This window comes from Sinorhizobium glycinis (assembly GCF_001651865.1).
Lineage (GTDB): Bacteria > Pseudomonadota > Alphaproteobacteria > Rhizobiales > Rhizobiaceae > Sinorhizobium > Sinorhizobium glycinis.
In genome coordinates this window covers 1190745-1209839 of the sequence record NZ_LPUX01000053.1, presented here as the reverse complement: position 1 = coordinate 1209839, position 19095 = coordinate 1190745, and the positions used below count along the sequence as shown (strand labels likewise).

The 19095-nt window shown below is 63.6% G+C and carries 19 protein-coding genes; 4 read left to right on the top strand and 15 right to left on the bottom strand.

Going from position 1 to position 19095, the window contains the following annotated elements:
• Positions 1 to 5: 5 nt before the first annotated feature.
• From ybaK to tatA, 4 genes are all read right to left on the bottom strand, one after another.
• Positions 6 to 479 carry a Cys-tRNA(Pro) deacylase gene (gene ybaK, locus AU381_RS10480; RefSeq protein ID WP_064241641.1) on the bottom strand — a complete coding sequence of 158 codons (474 nt, stop codon included), beginning with the start codon at positions 477 to 479 and terminating at the stop codon, positions 6 to 8.
• Between the two features lie 6 nt (positions 480 to 485).
• Complete coding sequence (locus AU381_RS10475; protein WP_064241640.1) at positions 486 to 836, bottom strand: ArsC family reductase; 351 nt, start codon at positions 834 to 836, stop codon at positions 486 to 488.
• An 82-nt stretch (positions 837 to 918) separates the two neighbouring features.
• Positions 919 to 1548: a YitT family protein gene (locus AU381_RS10470; RefSeq protein ID WP_064241639.1), complete on the bottom strand. Its 630-nt coding sequence runs from the start codon at positions 1546 to 1548 to the stop codon at positions 919 to 921.
• Positions 1549 to 1561: 13 nt separating this feature from the next.
• Positions 1562 to 2731, bottom strand: coding sequence for a tyrosine aminotransferase (gene tatA, locus AU381_RS10465; protein WP_064241902.1), 1170 nt, complete (start codon positions 2729 to 2731; stop codon positions 1562 to 1564).
• A gap of 211 nt (positions 2732 to 2942) precedes the next feature.
• On the opposite strand from tatA, the gene AU381_RS10460 reads away from it, so the two are divergent.
• Entirely contained in the window at positions 2943 to 3413 is a 471-nt protein-coding gene (locus tag AU381_RS10460; RefSeq protein WP_064241638.1) for an Lrp/AsnC family transcriptional regulator, read from the top strand.
• A 219-nt stretch (positions 3414 to 3632) separates the two neighbouring features.
• On the opposite strand, the gene AU381_RS10455 is transcribed toward AU381_RS10460, so the two are convergent.
• The gene (locus AU381_RS10455; RefSeq protein ID WP_064241637.1) at positions 3633 to 4694 is read right to left on the bottom strand and encodes a M14 family metallopeptidase; all 1062 of its coding nucleotides are present in this window, start codon (positions 4692 to 4694) and stop codon (positions 3633 to 3635) included.
• Between the two features lie 219 nt (positions 4695 to 4913).
• Between AU381_RS10455 and AU381_RS10450 the strand changes: the two genes are divergently transcribed.
• Together AU381_RS10450 and AU381_RS10445 are read left to right on the top strand one after the other, a co-directional pair.
• The gene (locus tag AU381_RS10450) at positions 4914 to 5438 is read left to right on the top strand and encodes a hypothetical protein (protein ID WP_064241636.1); all 525 of its coding nucleotides are present in this window, start codon (positions 4914 to 4916) and stop codon (positions 5436 to 5438) included.
• Between the two features lie 91 nt (positions 5439 to 5529).
• The gene (locus AU381_RS10445; protein ID WP_156528565.1) at positions 5530 to 6282 is read left to right on the top strand and encodes a hypothetical protein; all 753 of its coding nucleotides are present in this window, start codon (positions 5530 to 5532) and stop codon (positions 6280 to 6282) included.
• A 110-nt stretch (positions 6283 to 6392) separates the two neighbouring features.
• Here AU381_RS10445 and guaA read toward each other — a convergent pair whose 3' ends face one another.
• From guaA to AU381_RS10430, 3 genes are all read right to left on the bottom strand, one after another.
• A complete protein-coding gene (gene guaA / locus AU381_RS10440; protein WP_064241634.1) occupies positions 6393 to 7955 on the bottom strand; it encodes a glutamine-hydrolyzing GMP synthase in 1563 nt (520 codons plus the stop codon).
• A 220-nt stretch (positions 7956 to 8175) separates the two neighbouring features.
• On the bottom strand, positions 8176 to 8814 hold the full coding sequence (locus tag AU381_RS10435) for a 5'-methylthioadenosine/S-adenosylhomocysteine nucleosidase (RefSeq protein ID WP_064241633.1): 639 nt from the start codon (positions 8812 to 8814) through the stop codon (positions 8176 to 8178).
• Positions 8811 to 9197: a PaaI family thioesterase gene (locus tag AU381_RS10430; protein ID WP_244520049.1), complete on the bottom strand. Its 387-nt coding sequence runs from the start codon at positions 9195 to 9197 to the stop codon at positions 8811 to 8813. The genes AU381_RS10435 and AU381_RS10430 overlap by 4 nt, the downstream gene beginning before the upstream one ends.
• Positions 9198 to 9421: 224 nt before the next feature.
• Here AU381_RS10430 and AU381_RS10425 point away from each other — a divergent pair, with 224 nt between their 5' ends.
• Positions 9422 to 9976 (top strand): GNAT family N-acetyltransferase, encoded by a 555-nt coding sequence (locus AU381_RS10425; RefSeq protein ID WP_064241631.1) that lies wholly within the window; start codon positions 9422 to 9424, stop codon positions 9974 to 9976.
• Positions 9977 to 10153: 177 nt separating this feature from the next.
• Here the strand turns inward: AU381_RS10425 and AU381_RS10420 are convergent, their stop codons facing one another.
• From AU381_RS10420 to AU381_RS10390, 7 genes are all read right to left on the bottom strand, one after another.
• Positions 10154 to 11236 (bottom strand): DUF1513 domain-containing protein, encoded by a 1083-nt coding sequence (locus AU381_RS10420; RefSeq protein ID WP_064241630.1) that lies wholly within the window; start codon positions 11234 to 11236, stop codon positions 10154 to 10156.
• A 216-nt stretch (positions 11237 to 11452) separates the two neighbouring features.
• Entirely contained in the window at positions 11453 to 12442 is a 990-nt protein-coding gene (locus AU381_RS10415; RefSeq protein WP_064241629.1) for a magnesium transporter CorA family protein, read from the bottom strand.
• Between the two features lie 316 nt (positions 12443 to 12758).
• A complete protein-coding gene (locus AU381_RS10410; protein ID WP_064241628.1) occupies positions 12759 to 13883 on the bottom strand; it encodes an imelysin family protein in 1125 nt (374 codons plus the stop codon).
• A complete protein-coding gene (locus AU381_RS10405; RefSeq protein ID WP_082909771.1) occupies positions 13883 to 15619 on the bottom strand; it encodes a di-heme oxidoreductase family protein in 1737 nt (578 codons plus the stop codon). The genes AU381_RS10410 and AU381_RS10405 overlap by 1 nt, the downstream gene beginning before the upstream one ends.
• Before the next feature lie 49 nt (positions 15620 to 15668).
• Positions 15669 to 16949 (bottom strand): imelysin family protein, encoded by a 1281-nt coding sequence (locus tag AU381_RS10400; RefSeq protein WP_064241627.1) that lies wholly within the window; start codon positions 16947 to 16949, stop codon positions 15669 to 15671.
• A 147-nt stretch (positions 16950 to 17096) separates the two neighbouring features.
• On the bottom strand, positions 17097 to 18386 hold the full coding sequence (locus AU381_RS10395; protein ID WP_064241626.1) for an RsmB/NOP family class I SAM-dependent RNA methyltransferase: 1290 nt from the start codon (positions 18384 to 18386) through the stop codon (positions 17097 to 17099).
• A 130-nt stretch (positions 18387 to 18516) separates the two neighbouring features.
• On the bottom strand, positions 18517 to 18891 hold the full coding sequence (locus AU381_RS10390; RefSeq protein WP_064241625.1) for a septal ring lytic transglycosylase RlpA family protein: 375 nt from the start codon (positions 18889 to 18891) through the stop codon (positions 18517 to 18519).
• Between the last annotated feature and the right edge of the window lie 204 nt (positions 18892 to 19095).

Genomic DNA, 19095 nt, shown 5'->3' with positions numbered 1-19095 from the left:
CGTAGTCAGGCGATCAGCGGGGCGGCGATCGCCTTGAGCACGGCCTGCGCATCCTTCGGGTCGAGCCGCACCTGCAGGCCGCGCTGGCCGCCATTGATGTAGACCAGCGCCTCGCCGAGCGCGGCTTCCTCGATCGCCGTCGGCACGAGCTTTTTCTGGCCGAAGGGGCTGATGCCGCCGACGTGATAGCCGGTCAGCCGCTCGGCGTCGGCCGGCTTCATCATGTTTGCCGACTTGCCGCCGAAGACGGCGGCGAGCTTCTTCATGCTCACTTCCCGGTCGGAGGGCACGACGCAGCAGACCGGCTTGCCGTCCACCTCCGCCATCAGCGTCTTCAAGACGCGCGACGGGTCCTCGCCGAGCGCTTCAGCCGCCTGCAATCCGACGCGTTCGGCGCCCGGGTCGTAGTCGTAGCTGTGTACCGTGAAGGGCACGCCGGCCCTTGTAAGCGTTTGAGTGGCGCGAGTCGTCCTGGACATGGGGAGCTATGCGCCGAACTCGGCTTCGTAGAGCTCCGGCTTAAAGCCGATCAGCAGCTTGCTTTCGTTCTCCAGAACCGGCCGCTTGATCATCGACGGCTGCTTGAGCATCAGCGCGATCGCCTTGTCGGCGGTCAGATCCTGTTTCTCCGCGTCGGCCAGGTTGCGGAAGGTCATGCCCTGTCGATTGAGAACCGCTTCCCAGCCGAGCTCGGCGCACCAGCGCTCGAGGCGTGCCCGGTCGATGCCCTCGGCCTTGTAGTCGTGGAACCTGTAGGCCGTGCCGCGGCCGTCGAGCCAGCCGCGCGCCTTCTTCATCGTGTCGCAGTTCTTGATGCCGTAGATCGTGGTCGCCATTGCCCGATTCTTTTTTCGCCAATTACGGATCACACATAACTGCGCGCGGCGCCCGAGAAAAGTACGGAAGACCACCTCGATCTCAGGTCACGCCGACATAGCGTCCGGGCTTGTGATTGATCGCCAGCATCATGTTGACGACGGTCGCCCCGACGACCGAGAGCATCAAATTGGCGGGTGGCAACACGAAGAAGGCAGCGCTGAGGATCGCCAGGTCGACCGCAAGCTGGAAATAGCCGGCGCGGATGCCGCTCTTCTCCTGCAGGTAGATCGCCAGGATATTGATGCCGCCGAGCCCGGTGCGATGGCGGAAGAGCACGAGCAGACCCATGCCCATCAACCCGCCGCCGACGACCGCGGCATAGATCGGCTCGAGCCGCGCGAACTCCACCCATTGCGCCGTGAGACGCGAGAAAAGCGAGACGAGGCTGACGGCGAGGAAGGTGCGCAGCGTGAAGAGCCAGCCGAGCCGCTTGATCGCCAATATGTAGAAGGGCAGGTTGACGAGCGAGAACATCAGCCAGAAGCTGGTGCCGGTCGCATATTGCAGAAGCAGGGCCAGCCCGGCGGTGCTGCCCGTCAAGAGCACCGCCTTGCTGTAGATCACCACCCCGAGGGAAACGATCAGCGTGCCCGTCAGGATGGCGAGCACGTCCTCGTAGAGCTTGTGGCGTTCGACCGTAGCTGCGCCGGTTTCTCCGTCGGCTGTCATGCGGGCGGTCCGATCAGAGGCTCGTGAATTTCTGGATGACGTCAGCGACCTCAGCGGTCTTCAGCCCGGCGATGTTGATGCGGCCGGAGCCCGGCATGTAGATGCCGTGCTCGGTCCTGAGCCGCATCACCTCCGCTTCGGTGAGCGGAAGCATCGAGAACATCCCTTCCTGGGTCGATATCGCGCCCAAGCTCTGCCAGCGGCTCCTGAGGCCGTCGGCGAGCGCCCGGCGGATGCCGCTCATGCGCAGCCGCATGCCTTCCAATTCCTCGGCCCAGTCGCGGGCAAGTTCGGGATCGGCCAGAATCGTGCGGACGACCGCCGCGCCATGGTCCGGCGGCATGGAGTAACTGGTGCGGGCGAGGCCGGCGAGATTGGAGCGCACCGTGTCGGCGGATGAAGTCGATGGGGTGACGCCGAAGATCGCACCGGTGCGCTCGCGATAAAGCCCGAAGGATTTCGAGCAGGAAACCGCCACAAGCGCTTCCGGAACGACGGTCAAGAGGTGCCTGAGGCCGGAGACGTCCTGCTCGAGGCCGCGGCCGAAACCCTGATAGGCGAGATCGACGAGCGGCAGCAGGCCGCGCTCGGCGACGAGCGCCGCGATCTCCATCCATTGAGGCTCGGTGAGGACGCCGCCGGTCGGGTTGTGGCAGCTCGCATGCAGGAGCACCGCATCGCCGGCGGCGGCCCCTTCGAGCGCGCTGACGACATTGTCGAAGAGGACCGACTGGGACGGGATGTCGAAGAAGTCGTAGGTGGCGATCTCAAGCCCGGCCGCCTTGAAGACCGGTGCATGGTTCGGCCAGCTCGGCAGGCCGAGCCAGATCTTTCGGCCGCCCATGCGGTAGATCAGATCCGCCGCCAGGCGCAACGCGCCGGAGCCGCCGGGCGTCTGCACGCCGGCAACATGGTTGCGCTCGACCGTGTCGCCGCCGACGAGGCGCCAGAGATGATCGAGGAACACCAGGTCTCCCTCGGGGCCGACATAGGCCTTGGTGTCCTGCGTTTCGAGGAGCCGCTGTTCTGCCGCCTTGACGGCCCGGAAGATCGGCGTGCGCCCGGTTTCGTCGCGATAGACGCCGACGCCGAGATCCACCTTGCCGGGGCGTTCGTCCTTGCGGAAGAGGCCGATCAGGGCCAGCAACGGATCGTCGGGTTGGCGGGCGAGGGCGTCGAACATGCTGGAAATCCCTTTGGAACGGAGAAATCGATCGATAGTCGTCTTGGGGCGGCCGAAAGGCAAGCCGCTTCAGTGGCTTGCCGGGTTCCTCTGTAGAACAAGGCCGGCGCAAATTCGACAATGTATTTGCCTGTTTTTGGTGATGTTAATACATGTTATTGCGGTAGAACGCGCAGTCACTGCATTAATTTTGCTGAAAGCCAGGTGTTCATTGGAAACCGAACGAACGGAACTCGATGCGACCGACCGGCGGATCATCAGGCTGCTGGTCGAAGATGCGTCTCGGAGCAACAACGAGCTTGCCGCCAGGGTGGGCCTGTCGCCGGCGCCGCTGTCGCGGCGGCTGGCACGACTCTACGCGACCGGCGTCATTCGCCAGACGGTCCTCGTCGACCCGAAGGCGCTGGGGATCGGCTTCCAGGCCTTTGTCGAGGTGACGCTGGAGCGAACCGCAAGCAAGGTCGGGCAACGGTTCATCGAACTGGTGTCGCGCATCCCGGAGGTGGTCGAATGCCACACGGTCGCCGGCGATTTCGACTTCCTGCTGAAGATCGCGGTCAGCGATGTCGCCGATTACAAGCGCCTGCTCTGGAGCGAGTTCGAGCAGATCGCCGAAATCAAGACGCTGCGCTCGACCATCCTGCTTGACAGCCCGAAGACGCAGGTCGGCGCGGCGCCGTAGGGGCGCGCAAAGCCCGCCGCTTGCGGTCTCGACGGCCCCTCATCCGCCTGCCGGCACCTTCTCCCCGCTTGCGGGGCGAAGGGGCATGCCGCGCCCTCTCGGTCCCCTCTCCCCGTCTTTACGGGGAGAGGGCTAGTCCTCGGGTTAAACCCGAGGAGAGGGGCAATCCAGCGCCAACTACCGACGAATCGACACAGGTTTTGCGCAGCCGACAGAAAATCACGCCTCCAGCGTGCCCGGCCTGCGGATCATGCGCGACGGCTCGGCGCAGGCGATCTTCATGAGGTCGGAACGGCGGCGGGCGAAGCGGGTGGAGACGCGGGTGACGACCAGGCCGTCCTGCGGCGCGCGCACCTCGATCTCCCCATTCGGCATGCCGGGCCGAGCGATGATCGTCGCCAGCAGGTCACCGGCCCCGACGCTCTCGCCGATGTCCTTGTGAAACAGGATCGCGCCCGCCTCCGGCGCGCGGATCATCTCGATATTGTCCAGCGGCGCGACCACGCCGCCAAAGGCCGGAAGGGGACGGTCTTGCGCCACGACGGCCCCGCGCCCGGCGAGGAACCGGAAGAGGCCATCGGCATCCTTGCGGGCCAGTTCCGGATAGACGTCGCGGGTGCCGCGAAGCTCGACGGTGACCGAGAGTCGTCCCGGCAGAGAGGTCTTCCTTTCACCGGAGCGTTCGTGCTTCCAGGCATAGGCAACGGCCTCTTCGAAGGCTGAACTTTCGCCGTCGGAGAGAAATACCGCCCGCATATCGAGGGCCGCGGCGAGATCCGCCGCCTCGGGCCAGAATGCTTCGTCGATATAGGCGTACTGCAGCCCCTCGTCGTCGCAATGGAGATCGAGCACCAGCTCGGCGTGGAGCGCCATGTGCAGGAGTTGTCGCTTGAGCTGGTCTACCGCCGAATGCCGATCGATGTCCTCGATGAGGCTGCTGCGCTCGCCAAGCGCAATCAAGGGAAAATCGCGGTTGAAATTGCTGCGGGTGCCGAGATCGAAGCGGCCCTGCAGCTCGCCGAAATGCGACTGGGCCGCTCCGATCGGGTTCGCCTGGGGAACGACCGTGATGTCACCGCGGATCCCGCCGTCGCTCGCGGCTTGCCGCAGTCTCTCCAGCAGGTAATGCAGCAGCGCCGTGCCCGGCAGCTCGTTGGCGTGGAGGGCCGCCTGGATATAGGTGCGCGGCGCCTCCGGCTTCGTTCCCTTGAACCGGAACACCGGCAGCCGCCATTCGAGCCCGGGCGTGTCGCCGGCGATGATGATGTCGGAAATGTCCACGTCTATCGTCCTTAAAGTCTCGGGTGATGTCCGCATTGGAAGCGGTTTATCGGCCGTCGGCGTTTGCCATACAAACGTGCGGCGCATTCAAAACACAAGTAAACGATCAGAGTGCGTAGCTAAAGCTGAGAAGTTGTGTACACGGCGCCTCGCAACCTTGTCACGTCGATGACGTTCTACTAATGTTCGAATCGATGGAAACGTAGCACGGAGCAGTTCGTGGCAAAGCAGCCAACGTCGAAGAGCGGGACCTCTCGCATCCGATTCATCATGCTTGATGCCGAGATACCCGAAGGCGATCTCAGTCAGATCACGTCCGCAATTCAGAATGCTCTCAAACCCAACACAACCATCATTCAGCAACGGCTTCCCAACCAACTGCCTGCCGCCGGATTGCCAAATGGTGCTGCCGAGGTGGATGCCGATTCGGACGGCGATCTCATCGATGCCGAGATCGAAGCTCCTTTCGAGCCAGATTCAGTGCGGGCACAGCGCGCGTCACGTTCTCGCAAGCCGACCGTACCGAAGGTGCTTGATCTCGACCTAACGTCGGGTGTTTCGCTGGAGACCTTTGCGAACGAGCACAGTCCAAAGAACGATATCGAACGTAATCTGGTGGTCTTGGATGGTTCAAAGAGCATCGTGAGGAGGAAGCCGTCACGGCGAATCATGTCTATACCTGCTATCGGGCTCTTAGGTGGCCGTCCGGGATTGACGACTTTTCGTGGCCCCTTCGGGCTTTGAAAAAAGATCAGCTCGTGACGAGTTCAACGCGGGGACAGTATGTCATCAACCATCTCGGCATTGCACGGGTTGAGAAAATGAGCACCGCTGCTTGAGCGCAATAGCTGACTTTGCAAGTTCATCACCGGGCTTCTACCGTCGAACTGCAGTTGAACAACTATTAGTGCTCGCGTGGTTTATTGAGGCGCGGCAGCAGCGCGCCTCTTTTGACGGTGCTTATATGCGGCAGTGTTTCAAGGAGGTTGGTATCGAACCACCTGATATGAGCGTTTATCTGCCGAGGTTAACCAAGAAAAAGCCTCCTCAGCTCATTAAGGAGAAGAGCGGCTATCGCCTAGCGGGTTCTGCTCGGCGAGAATTGGACACCCGGCTCGGTGGTGATCCGACCGTAGCTGCCGTGGCCAAAGCGCTTGCGGATCTGCCCGGCCAAGTGCCAGACGTTGCAGAACGTGAGTTTCTGAAGGAGGCACTCAGCTGCTATCGAGTTCGTGCCTACCGCGCCACGATCATCATGGCGTGGAATCTCGCCTACGACCACCTAGTTCGCTGGATACTCAAGGATCCTGCTCGCATACAGTCTCTAAACACCGGCATCGCTTCGAAATACCCGAAGAAGGTGCTGGTTGTGACGAAACACGAGGACGTGGACGCGCTGAAAGAATCGGAGTTGCTCGAGGCTGCTCGGATAGCCAACCTCCTAGACAAGAACACCACCCAAATCCTTAAAGACAAGCTGAACAGGCGGAATATGGCTGCCCACCCCTCCAGGATCGTCATCAATCAGCATCAAGCCGACGACATGATCACGGATTTGGTGGCAAACGTCATCTTGAAGTTAGCCTAACGGATACTGCGCTCAGGCAATCTCGAATGATGGCAACTTTCGATTTGTAGATCGAAGCCTCAGATCAATAGAGATTCCTTTCTACCCTGTAACGCCGGTTGTATCCTACCTCACTCCCACTCGATAGTGCCGGGCGGCTTCGAGGTGACGTCGTAGACGACCCGGTTGATGCCGCGCACCTCGTTGATGATGCGGGTTGCGGCGCGGCCGAGGAATTCCATGTCGTAGTGGTAGAAGTCGGCGGTCATGCCGTCGACCGAGGTGACGGCGCGCAGTGCGCAGACATATTCGTAGGTGCGGCCGTCGCCCATCACGCCGACCGTCTGCACCGGCAGAAGCACGGCGAAGGCCTGCCAGATGGCGTCGTAGAGGCCGGCCTTGCGGATCTCGTCGAGATAGATCGCGTCCGCCTCGCGCAGGATTTCGAGCTTCTCGCGGCTGATGCCGCCGGGGCAGCGGATGGCAAGACCCGGACCGGGGAAGGGATGGCGGCCGATGAAGCTGTCCGGCAGGCCGAGCTCGCGGCCGAGCACGCGGACCTCGTCCTTGAAGAGTTCGCGCAGCGGCTCGACGAGCTGCATGTTCATGCGCTCCGGCAGGCCGCCGACATTGTGGTGCGACTTGATCGTCACCGACGGGCCGCCGGTGAAGGAAACGCTTTCGATCACGTCCGGATAGAGCGTGCCCTGGGCAAGGAAATCGGCGCCGCCAAGCTTCTTCGCCTCTTCCTCGAAGACCTCGATGAAGAGGCGGCCGATGATCTTGCGCTTGGTCTCCGGATCGCTGACGCCCTCGAGCTCGCCGATGAAGCGGTCGGAGGCATCGATATGGAGGAGGTGCAGGTTGTAATGCTCCTGGAACATGGCGACGACATTCGCCGCCTCGTCCTTGCGCATCAGGCCATGGTCGACGAGGATGCAGGTGAGCTGGTCGCCGACAGCCTCATGGATGAGGAGCGCAGCAACGGAGGAATCGACGCCGCCTGAAAGCGCGCAGATCACCTTCCTGTCGCCGACCTGTTCGCGGATCGCCTCGACCGCCTTGGCGCGGTAGGCCGACATCGTCCAGTCGCCCTTGATGCCGGCGATCTTGTGGACGAAGTTGGAGATCAGCTTGGCGCCGTCCGGCGTGTGGACCACTTCCGGATGGAACTGCACGGCGTAATATTTGCGCTCCTCGTCGGCGATGAAGGCAAAGGGGGCGTTGGAAGAGGTCGCCACCACCTCGAAGCCCTCCGGCAGCGCGGTCACCCGGTCGCCATGCGACATCCAGACCTGATGGCGGGAGCCGAGCGACCAGAGCCCCTCGAAAAGGGCGCAGTCCTTCTCGACCTCCAGGAAGGCGCGGCCGAATTCACGGTGATGACCGCTTTCGACCTTGCCGCCGAGCTGGGCGCACATCGTCTGCTGGCCGTAGCAGATGCCGAAGACCGGCAGGCCGCTTTCGAAGATCACCGACGGTGCGCGCGGCGAGCCGATGTCGAGCGTCGAGGCGGGGCTCCCGGACAGGATCACCGCCTTCGGGCTCAGCCGCTTGAAGCCGTCTTCGGCCGACTGGAACGGCACGATCTCGCAGTAGACGCCGGCCTCGCGCACGCGGCGCGCGATGAGCTGCGTCACCTGGCTGCCGAAATCGACGATCAGGACGGTGTCGGGATGGGCTGTCTGGGTCATGGCGGGCCTTCAAACGAGCTAGGGTCAGGACCTAATCATGGCGAGCCTTTAATGAAAGCCCGCCGCCGGCGCAACGATTACATTGCACCCCGACAATTTAGGACCTGCTTCCACAGCGCCGCGCGTCTTATCAGACGCGCAAAGGTCGCTGTAGCACCGGATTGCAGCATGTTCTGTCTTTAAATCGGCTCCGCTTTACGGACAGATATGTGCAGAACCGTCAGAGCCGGATTCCGCCGGTTTCGAGCGCTTCTTCGAGCCGGTCGATCGCGCCGGCCAGCTTCTCGTCGATGACGTGCAGATATTCGGTCCAGTCGTCGACATGCTTCAGTTCCGCCTTGCCGTCCGATATGCCGCGAAGCCCGATCAGCGGCACGCCGAAGGCCTGGCAGGCGCGCAGGATGGCATAAGTCTCCATCTCGACCATGTCGGCGTCGATCGCGTCATAGGCCTTGCCGGAGACGATATCGGCGCCGGTCGAAAGCCGTGCCTCCTTCACGCCCGGAATGCGCAGCGGCAGTTCGACGATGGCCGGCAGGTCGAGGAAGGGTGTCGCGCCTTTTTCGAAGCCGAGCGGCGAGGCGTCCATGTCGCGATAGCCGACCGAGGTCGCCTGGTAGATTTCCGTCTGTTCGAGCGTGGCGGAACCGGCGGAGCCGAGCGAGACGACGAGGTCGGGCAGTGTTCCGGTGGCCTTGAGCTGGCACAGTGCCATGGTCAGGGCGACGGCCGCCTCGACCGGGCCGACGCCGGTCATCAGAGGCCTGACCCGCTTCCGCAGACAGGAGCCGTATTCCGGGTCGACGGCCATCACGTAGAGGATCTTCTTGCCGGCCACCAGCTTCAGCTCGAAACTCATCCCTCGATCCCCTCGCGGCCGCGCACCACCATCATCGTTCCGGTCATCGAGGCGATGAGCTTCGCCGGCCCGTCCGACCGCACTGCATAGGCCCGGCCGTCCGAAACGATGATCGTCGTGCCGGGCTTCGTCACCTCGCCGCGGAAGAGGAACCGCTCGCCGCGGCCGGGCGACAAAAGGTTCACCTTGAACTCGATCGTCAGCAGCGACGCGTCGGGATCGATGAGCGAATAGCCCGCATAGGTCCCGGCGGCATCGAGTGCCGCCGAAATCACGCCGGCATGGAGGAGACCATGCTGCTGCGTCAGCTTGGGATCGAACGGCAGCTCGATCTCCACGGTGCCCTGCTCGACACGGGTGAGTTCCGCGCCGATCGTGCGCATGGCGGCCTGGCGGCCGAAACTCTCCCGGATGCGGGCACGGAAATCGTGCGGCTCGCTATCGTCCCTCAATGCAAAAGCCTCTTGCCAGAACGGATCTGAATGCCCCGTCGGCCGACAGTTGCATGCGTGGCGGACAAGGACAAGCGCAAACGTCAGCGCGGCGCAGGCTGCCAATCTCGACCTCGGACTTTCGGGAGGCCGGCGGCATCCATATATCATCCCCGATGAGGAACTTCAGACGCATAGAGATCCGGCCGGCAGTTCCGGATGACCTGATGATGATCGCGTCGGTCCTGGTCAGGACCTGGCGCGCGACCTTTCGCGGCATCATTTCCGATGCCTATCTCGATGCAATGAAGGTCGAAGACCAGGCGATCGGCCATGCGCGGCGGATGCGCAACCCAGGCGCCTTCCTCTTGGTCGCCGTCGACCTTTCGGAAGAACGGGTGATCGGCTTTGCGAATTACGGCCGGGCGAGGGGAATGCCGCACGCCTTCGATCGGGAACTGTACGAACTTTATGTTCTGCCGGAGTTTCATGGCGCGGGCATCGGTTCGGCGCTGGTGCGCAGCGTCGCCACCCATTGCCGTGAGATGCAGGCCACGTCGCTCTTCGCCTGGGTTCTGGCCGGCAATCCGAACCGGGTCTTCTATGAGCGGCTCGGCGCACGCGCCGTGGGAGAGGGCCGGGTTCGCGTCGGCCGCGAGAGTCTTGAGCAGATCGCCTATCGCTGGGACGATCTGGCGAAGCTTGCCGGCCTCGGGAATATCTCAGCGTGAGTTGAAGACCCCTCCCCAACCCCTCCCCACAAGGGGGAGGGGTTGGTGCCCCGCGCGACTACCTGCCATTTCCAACCGTCGCTTGTCGCGGAAACGTTCGAAATGGGAGGTGGCGCTTCGGCAAGGTAAGCCCCTCCCCCTTGTGGGGAGGGGTTGGGGAGGGGCGAATACTCTGTGCTACGCGAGCCGGACGATGTGCTGGTCCCAGGCGACCGGGCTTCGGCGACTGATGAACTGGCCGTCATAGGACGAGACCGCGAAGCCGGATTTCGCGGCGGCAACGCCCGCCGCATCAGCCACCGGTTCCTCCTTGACGACGGCGCCCGTTTTCGCATCGAGCGTGACGGCGACATTGCCCTTCGGCGATGTGAGCCCGACAAGGTCCTCGCGGCGGTTGATGGCGATCGCCCCGACATAATTGGCGAGCGCGGCCGTTGTGCTTTCCGGCAGGGGAACAAAGCTCAGTCTCTCCCCCTTGGCGAAATACCCGACCAGCGGCGGCAGGTCGTCGCGCGCGCCCTCGTACTGGCAGGCAAACCAGATCCTGCCGTCGGCGCCGATGTCGACGTGGCGGGTAGAAAGCTGCTTGAGCTCCGGCGGCAGGCCATGTTTCTCGATCAGCGTGCCGGTCGCCGTGTCGACGAGGGTAAGGCTCGGTTCCATGTGGTCGAGATTGAGCTTGGTGCGGCCGAAATCCGGATGAGTCTCGATGCCGCCATTGGCGATCACGAGCGTACGGCCGTCTGCGCTAAGCGTCATGTCGTGCGGCCCAATGCCATAGGTCGGGAATTCGCCGATGCGGGCAAAGCCGCGCGTCCCGTCATAGACGCCGATCATGCCGCGATTGGCCGAAAAATCGTTCTCGGTCGCGTAGAGCAGCCTCCCGTCGGCGGAGAAGCAGCCATGGCCGAAGAAGTGGCGACCTTCGGCGGCGGTGATCACGACCGGCTCGGCAGTCCGGTCGGTCGCCAGGATCATTGCGTAGGTCCCGGGCCGGCGGGCAAAGGCGACGGCTCGACACGTCACCGGCGAGAAGGCCATGCCGTGTGCCCGCGCCGGGAGAGCCGTGCGCTCGACGATCTCGCCCTCTTCCGTCAGCGTCGCGATGCCATACCCGCCGTCCGGGGCCATGAAGGTCGAGGCGAAGACGGCGTCCGACCGCTCGAGCGCGAAGGCGCGGCGCGAGCCAAGCGTCGCCAGCCAGGCGGCGCCGGCCATTTTGACGAAGCTGCGTCTGTCGATGAGCGTCCCGGTGTTCATGCGATTTCTCGCGGTGGGGATGGGTGGAGCCCGACCCGTGGGGAAGACCCCTCCCCAACCCCTCCCCACAAGGGGGAGGGGCTAGGCGTCCGCGGCACGCCCAGCGCAATCCGCGACATCCGAGCTTGCGGAGCCGTTGAGATTGAAGGGATCGGCGCGGCATCGTAAGTCCCTCCCCCTTGTGGGGAGGGGTTGGGGAGGGGCCTTGTCCACATCCTACAGCCAGCCCCGGCGTTTGAAATAGAGATACGGCAACAGCGCCGAAACCGCCATCGCTGCCAGCGCGTAGGGGTACCCGAGCCGCCAGTGCAGTTCCGGGATGATGTCGAAGTTCATGCCGTAGATCGAAGCGACGAGCGTCGGCGGCAGGAAGACGACCGCCGCGACCGAGAAGATCTTGATGATCTGGTTCTGCTCCAGGTTGATCAGGCCGAGCGTGGCGTCGAGCAGGAAATTGATCTTGTTCGACAGGAACAGCGCGTGGTCGCCGAGCGAGGCGGCGTCGCGCTGGATCAGCTTGATCCGCTGCCGGCTCTCCTTGGCGGCTTTCCGCGTTGTGCCCCGTTCGAGGGCGACGTGGTAGGCGACGAGCCTGCCGATGCTGACCAGGCTTTCACGGATGGTCGTCAGAAGGTCGCCCTTCTGGCCGATCTGCTCGATCAGCGACTGCAGGTCGCGCGTCTTCTTGGTGGCGCTCGCATGCGACTTGCGGAACACCTCGCGCGAGATTGCGTCGACCTCGTTGCCGGAGCGCTCCAGGGCGTCGGCAATCCGGTCGATCATCGCCTCGAGCAGACCGAGCATGACCAGTTCGCCCGTTTCACAGATGGCGCCGTTCGGCTTCTGGATGCGGGTTGCATAGATCTGGAAAGGCTTCGGGTCGGCATGGCGCACGGTGACGAGCGTCGCCCCCTTCAACACGAATGTCACCGGCACCTTGGCGGGATAGTCGCTGTCGAGCTTTGCCGTCGCGGTCATGGTCATGAACTCCGCGCCGTCCTCCTGGTAGAGTCGGTCGGAAAGCTCGATCTCCTGCATTTCGTCGCGGGTCGGGATGGCAATGCCGAGATGATCCTCGACGAACCGAGTCTCATCGGCGGAGGGGTTGAAAAGGTCGAACCAGGTCACCGGCTCCTGGGAGGCAAGGCCGGCGGCATGATCGACGAGCAGGAGATGGCCGTTCTGGCTTTTGTAGATGCGCAGCATTCTGGGCTCCATGGGCGAGGTCATCCGACCGCCTGGAGCCCTGGTCAATCAGGTCCGGACGGCCGCAATGAAGGCTCGACTTCGACTGTCGGGGTTCATCTCGGGTTGATCCTTCGTAGGTGACGCATGCCCGCCAAAGCGGACATGAAATGCGCTTTGCTCCGAAATCCGCGGCTTGTCAACCTGCGGCTTCTGCGGGCTTGTCACGTTACTGCATGTTTCCTCAAATCGTGCCGATTGGAGGACAAAAACATGCAGCAATTCAAAGTGCTACAGCGTCCTTGGTGCGTCTGAAAAGACGCACGGCGCTGTAGTGTCAATCGCCATCCGCGAAGGAAAAACCAGCCCCGAGCCCGATCGCGCCGCCGAAATCGCGGTTCAGCCGGTCGAGCAGGTCGGCGGTGTTGAGGGCGATGAAGTCGAGCCTGGAGCGCCGTTTATTGTCGGCGAGCGCCGCATCGATCGGCCCCTCGACGCGGTCGCTCGCGCTGATCAACGCCTTGAAAAGGAAATTCACCGAACCGGCGATGGAACGGCTGTCGCCGGGAAGCAGGTTTTCCATGCCCGCGATGCTGAAGAGCGTCTGCAGGCCGCGCAGGTTCGCGCCGATCGACGCCATCGTATTGCCCGATCGCCAGTAGATGGCCAGCTTCGGGCGGCCCTTGTCCGGATTTCCGTCGATCGCCCCGTCATAGAAGGGGCGCAGCCGCTGGTCTTTGACCATTTCGACGCTATGCACGAGAACCCCGAGCAGTTCGGTCGCCGCTTCCTTGTTGTCTCGGAAGAGCGGGTTGTCAGGGCCCGGCGCCTTCCAGGCGGACTGGATGCCCTCGGGCTCCTCCCAGGCGGCAAGCAACTCACCGGCAATCGACTTCAAATTCTCCGAGATCGCCATTCCGTAACGGCAGCGAAAGCGGCCATCCTCGCCGTTGAGCGCCTCCGCTCCCGTGCCGTAAAGAACATATTCGAACGCCCCGAGGCCCTGCACGGCGACGCTCTTCACCTTGAGGCTCTCCGCGTGCGTCGCGCTCTCGTCCCGCTTCGCGAGAATGGCCTGCACCTGCTTGAGGCCGGTGCTCTTGCGGTCGGGATAGAAGAGAAAACGCTCGAACCGGTTCTGTTCGAGGGCCGGACCAAGGCGGACGATTTCGATCGTCGACCATTTTCGCACGACATCCGAGAAAGCCGATCGCGTCGCTTCAAGCGCCGGGGCGGAAGGCGTCGCGCAGAGTGCCGCACTTGCTTCGACAAGGTCGGCGGTGGCGCGCGAAAGGTCGCGGTAACCGGGGACGATGAAGTAATCCACCGCCTTCGCCATTACGCCTGGCAATGCCGCTTCGTCGAGGGCGCGCGGCGAAAGAGTGGCGCCTTCCTGCGCCGCCGCGGGCGCGACGACTGCAAGAAGCAGCAAGCCGAGGGTCAGGGAAAAGCGCAGGCGCATCAGAGCGACTCCAGAAAGGAAAGCAGGGCAAGACGATCGTCCCGCGACATGGCGACGAAGGCACTGCGGGCCATTTCCGCTTCGCCGCCGTGCCAGAGGATGGCCTCGGTAAAGTTGCGGGCACGCCCGTCATGAAGCAGGAACGTGTGACCGCTGACGGTCTTCGTCAAGCCCAGCCCCCAGAGCGGCGGCGTGCGCCATTCGCGTCCGCTGGCCACGCCGACCTGCTGGCCGTCGGCCAATCCCTCGCCCATGTCGTGCAACAGGAAGTCGGAATAGGGCCAGATCAGCTGGAAAGCCAGTTCCTTGTGCGGAGCATCGCGCCGGGTCACGTATTTCGGTAGGTGACAGGCAGGACAGCCCGCCTCGTAGAACAGCTGCTTGCCTTGCAGGGTCTGCGGAAAGCCTGCCTTCCGGCGGGCGGGCACCGCGAGATTGGCGGAATAGAAGGTGACGAGGCCGAGCACCGGGTCGGGCGCCTCGACCGGCCCGAGCCGCGCCTGCACGCCGGTCGGGAGCGAGAGGCAGGCGTTCTGCGCCTTGGTGCAATCGCCGTGGCTGCGGTTGGCGGCGGGAGTGGAAATGCCGATATCGATCGCGAAAGCGTCTGCGGCCTGCTGGCGAATGGTCGGGTTCTGGGCCTTCCAGCCGAAGCGGCCGAGGGCGATCTTGCCGCTGTCCCGATCCCGTACCAGCGCCGCCCGTCCGCTGATGCCGTCGCCATCCCGGTCTTCCGGGTCGGCCTGCGCAAGGATGTCGGCCTCGTGGATCATTTCAACGAGGCCGAGTCCGATCATCGGCGGGGTCACGCGGGGCGACAGAGTGGTCGTCGGGTCCATCCGACCATAGCCGAGATCGGCAACCGCGTATTCGGGTTTGCGGAGCGAGACCGTCTCGCCTCTGGAAAGGGTCACCTGCTCTTCCGTATAGCTGACCTTGAGACGCCCTTCGGCGGCAAGTCCCGGCACGGCGCTGTCCTGCAGCTGCGCGCCGTAGGCAGGATCAGGAAGGTTGAGCACCTCGTGGTCGGCGACCATGCGGCGTTCGGCTTCGTCGTGCGGCGGACGGGCGAGACGGAAGACCGTCGATGTCGCGTCGCCTGCCTCGGGAGGACGGCCGCGCCCGTCGCGCAGATGACAGCTCTCGCAGGCGCGGGCGTTATAGAGGGGGCCGAGCCCGTCGGAAGCCTGCGTCGAGGAAGGGGCGGAGACCCAGAGCTTTTCGAACAGCGCCTTGCCAAGCTTGAAATTCTGCTCGTCCTCGAAAGGCAGGTTGGCGGAGAATTGCTGGAAGACCTTCTCGTCGATCGGGGCAATCGTGGTCGTCGCGCCGCCGGACATCGCCTCGAATTGTTCGGCTTTCGAGAAATCCGTGGTCGGCCGGGTGACGGTCTCGACGCGCTGCAGGTCCTGTTCGGAAAGATCGTGGCGTTGGGGGAGGCACCCCCCTCTGCCCTGCCGGGCATCTCCCCCACAAGGGGGGAGATCGGCAAACGGCGACGTCCTGCTCAGCGAATGGGGCTGGGCGGGTACCCTTGCAGTCGACGAAGGCGGCGCTTGCGACGTGTCCGTCGGGCAGCCCTTCGCCTCTGGCCAATCTCCCTCCTTGTGCGGGAGATGCCCGGCAGGGCAGAGGGGGGTATCAACAGTCGCTTTCCCGCCGATCTCCGCCGCAGCGGCGAAGCCGATAGGCGCGGCAATCAGCAGCGCAAGGAAGCGGGCGGTCAGGACCTTCATCGGGCAAGAGCCGGGCCGCACCTTGCCGGGAGCGGCCCGCCTTTTCTGCTTATTGGAAGACAGCGTTAGGATTATCCAGGCTGTCGGAACCTTCAAGCTCGATCGTGCCGAGACCGAGCGCCGCAATGACGCGTTCGACGGTCTTGGCCTGGGCGATCAGCCCGTCGATGGCGGCCTGAACGGTCGCATTGCCATCCTTGTTGCCTTCGCCGATCATCTGGTCGTAGGCCTCGACGGCTTCGGCGCGCTTGGCCATCGCCTGCATCCTCTCGACCGTTGTCGCCAGATTGGCCGTCATCTCCCTGTCGAGGGCGGCGTCATTGGCGGCGACGAGCTCGGAAAGCGAGGGGCCGGTGAGCTTCGTGCCGTCGACCCGCGTATATTCGCCGGTATAGGCCGACTGGATGCCGATCGCGTCATGCAGATGCGAGTTATGGGTGTTGTCCGAGAAGCAATCGTGCTCCTCTTCCGGATCGTGCAGCAGCAGGCCGAGCTTCATGCGCTCGCCGGCGAGTTCCCCGTAGGAAAGCGAGCCCATGCCGGTGAGGATTGCAGCGAGGCCGGCTTTGGGATCTGCTTCCACCGCCTTGGCCGCAGCACCCTCCGGCGCCCAGTTGGCGACCATCTCCTTGAGGTCGGAGACGAGCAGGCTCGTCGCCGCCTTCAGGTAGGCGGCGCGGCGGTCGCAATTGCCGTTCGTGCAGGCCTTCGTGTCGAAATCCGTATAGGACCGCTTGCCGGCGCCCGGACCGATGCCGTTCAGATCCTGGCCCCAGAGCAGGAACTCGATGGCGTGGTAGCCGGTCGCGACATTCGCTTCGATGCCGCCGGCTTCCTGCAGCGTGCCCGCGAGGAATTCCGGCGTGATGTTCGTCGCGTCGACGTCCTTGCCGTCGATCTTGATCGACTTGTTGGCGATGACGTTGGCGGTGAACAGCGCGTTCTCGTCGCTCTCCGTGCCATAGCTCGGATCGACGTAGTCGATCAGGCCTTCGTCGAGCGGCCAGGCGTTCACCTTGCCCTCCCATTCATCGACGATCGCATTGCCGAAGCGGTAGACCTCGGTCTCCTGATAGGGGTTGCGGGCCTTGAGCCAGGCCTCGCGCGCTGCCTTCAGGGTCTCTTCGCCGGGGCTCGCGATCAGCGAATCGACAGCCTTTTCCAGCGCCTCGGCGGTGGTCAGCGCGTCCTCATATTTGGCATGCGCCACGGCCGCATAATGTTTGACGACCGTCGCGGCGTCCGTCGCGGCGCTGGCCGGCTGCAGGGCCAGCACGGACGTGGCCGCCGTGAGTGCCAGCGCGGCAGCGCGGATGAAATTCTTGGTCATGACCCTCTCCTTGGCTTTTCCCCGGGCAGCCAGAAAGCCTCTCGGAGCCCGTTGAAGCGCCATTGTCATGGACCAAAAGCAAACTGGTGTCAAAGTGTATAGTTTAGAACATTTTCAAATTTGCGACTTCCCCTTGTGGAGGTCTCGCTATGCTTTCCTGCCCATCAGGCAGAAGAAAAACCCGTCGGTTCCGGTCGAGGCGGGCGTCAGCGTCACGGTCTTCATGTCGGCCGACCAGGGCTGCGGCTTGTCGGTGCCGAACAGCGCCGCCCATGTATCGGCGGCCGAGAGGATTTCGAATTCCGGATTGTCCTCGCAGAAGCCGTAGACCTGCGCTTCGTTTTCCTCCGGAAGAACGGAACAGGTCACGTAGATCAGGTGCCCGCCAGGGCGCACGAACTGGGCGGCACCGGCGAGCGCCTCCTCCTGCTGCGCGAGCCGCTCCTCGAGGTTCTTCTGCGTCAGGCGCCACTTCGTGTCGGGCCGGCGCCGCCAGGTTCCGGTGCCGGTGCAGGGGGCGTCGACGAGCACCCGGTCGCAGCGGCCGGCAAGCGCCGCAAGCGAATCCGCCGACTCGTGGACCTGGACATTGCGGGTGCCGGCCCGTTTCAGCCGCTCAATGATCGGCGCGAGCCGCTTGCGGTCGGTGTCGTAGGCATGCACCTGGCCCTTGTTGTTCATGGCGGCGGAGATCGCGAGCGTCTTGCCGCCGCCGCCGGCGCAGTAGTCGAGCACCTGCTCGCCCTCCCGCGGGAAGACCAGGTCGGCGACGATCTGCGATCCTTCGTCCTGGACCTCGAACCAGCCCTTCTGGAACGAGATTTCTGCGGTCACGTTCGGCAGGCGCGAGGCGCCTTCGCCGGCCGGGATGCGGACGCCGTAGCGAGCGATCGCCGCCGGCTCTGCGCCGCTGCGCTCCAGGGATTTCAGCACCTTGTCGCGGCTGGCCTTCAAGGTATTGACGCGAAGGTCGAGGGTCGGGCGGCCGGCGAGTGCTCTCGCCTCGTCAAGCCAGTCGTCGGAAAAATTGTCCTCGAAAGAGGCTTGCGTCCACTCGGGAATGTCGCCTTGGACATTGAGGGGCGCGTTCTCGATACGGCGCTCGCTGAACGCCGTCATCGTCTCGGCCGAAGGCGGCTGCGGGGCAAACTTGTCGTCTGCGAGTTCTGCGGCGAGCTTGTCGGGCGTGAGGCCCCATTGCCGGTACATGACCGCGTGGCCAAGGGCGGCCGGGCTGTCGCTATCCATCAGATAGGCGTGGGAAAGCTTCATCCGCAGCGCATCGTAGACGATGTTGCCGATGGCGGCGCGATCGCCCGATCCGGCGAAGCGATGCGAGAGGCCCCAGTCCTTGAGCGCGTCGGCGACGGGGCGCTTGCGCTTTTCGATATCCTCAAGAACGTCTATGGCTCCAGCGAGCCGTCCGCCCAATCGCATCTTCGATCAACTCCTTTTTCGCCGTGGTAGCGGCGATGGCACCGAAGAGCAAGTGAGCGGCCGCAATATGTGCGGGAGCGACCGGCCCCGCAGAGGTCCGTCCACCCCAGTGACGGTGGACGGTGGCCGGTCAGGAATTGATGACCTGATAGCAGATGCTGGCCGTGCCCGAGCGGATCATGCCGATCTGCGAGGCGGCGGCCTTGGAAAGATCGAGGACCCGGCCGCGAATGAACGGGCCGCGATCGTTGATGCGGACGACGACGGACTTGCCGTTCCGCTTGTTGGTGACCTGGACCCTGGTACCGAATTTGAGGCTGCGGTGCGCGGCCGTCAGGCGCGCCGCGTTCATGCGCTCGCCGGAGGCGGTTTTCGAGGTGAGGGCATACCAGGAGGCGCCACCGCAGCCCGTTCCCTTTGCCTGACTGTCGGATGCCGAGACCAAACCCATCCCGACGGCGAATAGCGCTGCGGCGGCAGCAGTCTTGATTCTCGCTGGCTTCAAGCGACGACCCCTTCGGATTGAATGTTCGACTAGTTCCCTTGCAGTTCGAGCTAATTAGGGTGAAAAATGGCAAAACCGTGCTTCAACCCTTAACCTTCCATTAGGATTCCGCAAAAACATCCTTAATTTTAAAACGGAAGACCATTTGAATTGTTTTAGAATACCGGAAGAAGTTCTTTGAAATCAGCGACTAAACGATGGTCC

Coding starts and splice junctions, on each gene's coding strand:
- ybaK (WP_064241641.1), bottom strand. CDS start 479: ATGTCCAGGACGACTCGCGCCACTCAAACGCTTACAAGGGCCGGCGTG.
- AU381_RS10475 (WP_064241640.1), bottom strand. CDS start 836: ATGGCGACCACGATCTACGGCATCAAGAACTGCGACACGATGAAGAAG.
- AU381_RS10470 (WP_064241639.1), bottom strand. CDS start 1,548: ATGACAGCCGACGGAGAAACCGGCGCAGCTACGGTCGAACGCCACAAG.
- tatA (WP_064241902.1), bottom strand. CDS start 2,731: ATGTTCGACGCCCTCGCCCGCCAACCCGACGATCCGTTGCTGGCCCTG.
- guaA (WP_064241634.1), bottom strand. CDS start 7,955: ATGACCCAGACAGCCCATCCCGACACCGTCCTGATCGTCGATTTCGGC.
- AU381_RS10435 (WP_064241633.1), bottom strand. CDS start 8,814: ATGAGTTTCGAGCTGAAGCTGGTGGCCGGCAAGAAGATCCTCTACGTG.
- AU381_RS10430 (WP_244520049.1), bottom strand. CDS start 9,197: ATGCGCACGATCGGCGCGGAACTCACCCGTGTCGAGCAGGGCACCGTG.
- AU381_RS10425 (WP_064241631.1), top strand. CDS start 9,422: ATGAGGAACTTCAGACGCATAGAGATCCGGCCGGCAGTTCCGGATGAC.
- AU381_RS10420 (WP_064241630.1), bottom strand. CDS start 11,236: ATGAACACCGGGACGCTCATCGACAGACGCAGCTTCGTCAAAATGGCC.
- AU381_RS10415 (WP_064241629.1), bottom strand. CDS start 12,442: ATGCTGCGCATCTACAAAAGCCAGAACGGCCATCTCCTGCTCGTCGAT.
- AU381_RS10410 (WP_064241628.1), bottom strand. CDS start 13,883: ATGCGCCTGCGCTTTTCCCTGACCCTCGGCTTGCTGCTTCTTGCAGTC.
- AU381_RS10405 (WP_082909771.1), bottom strand. CDS start 15,619: ATGAAGGTCCTGACCGCCCGCTTCCTTGCGCTGCTGATTGCCGCGCCT.
- AU381_RS10400 (WP_064241627.1), bottom strand. CDS start 16,949: ATGACCAAGAATTTCATCCGCGCTGCCGCGCTGGCACTCACGGCGGCC.
- AU381_RS10395 (WP_064241626.1), bottom strand. CDS start 18,386: ATGCGATTGGGCGGACGGCTCGCTGGAGCCATAGACGTTCTTGAGGAT.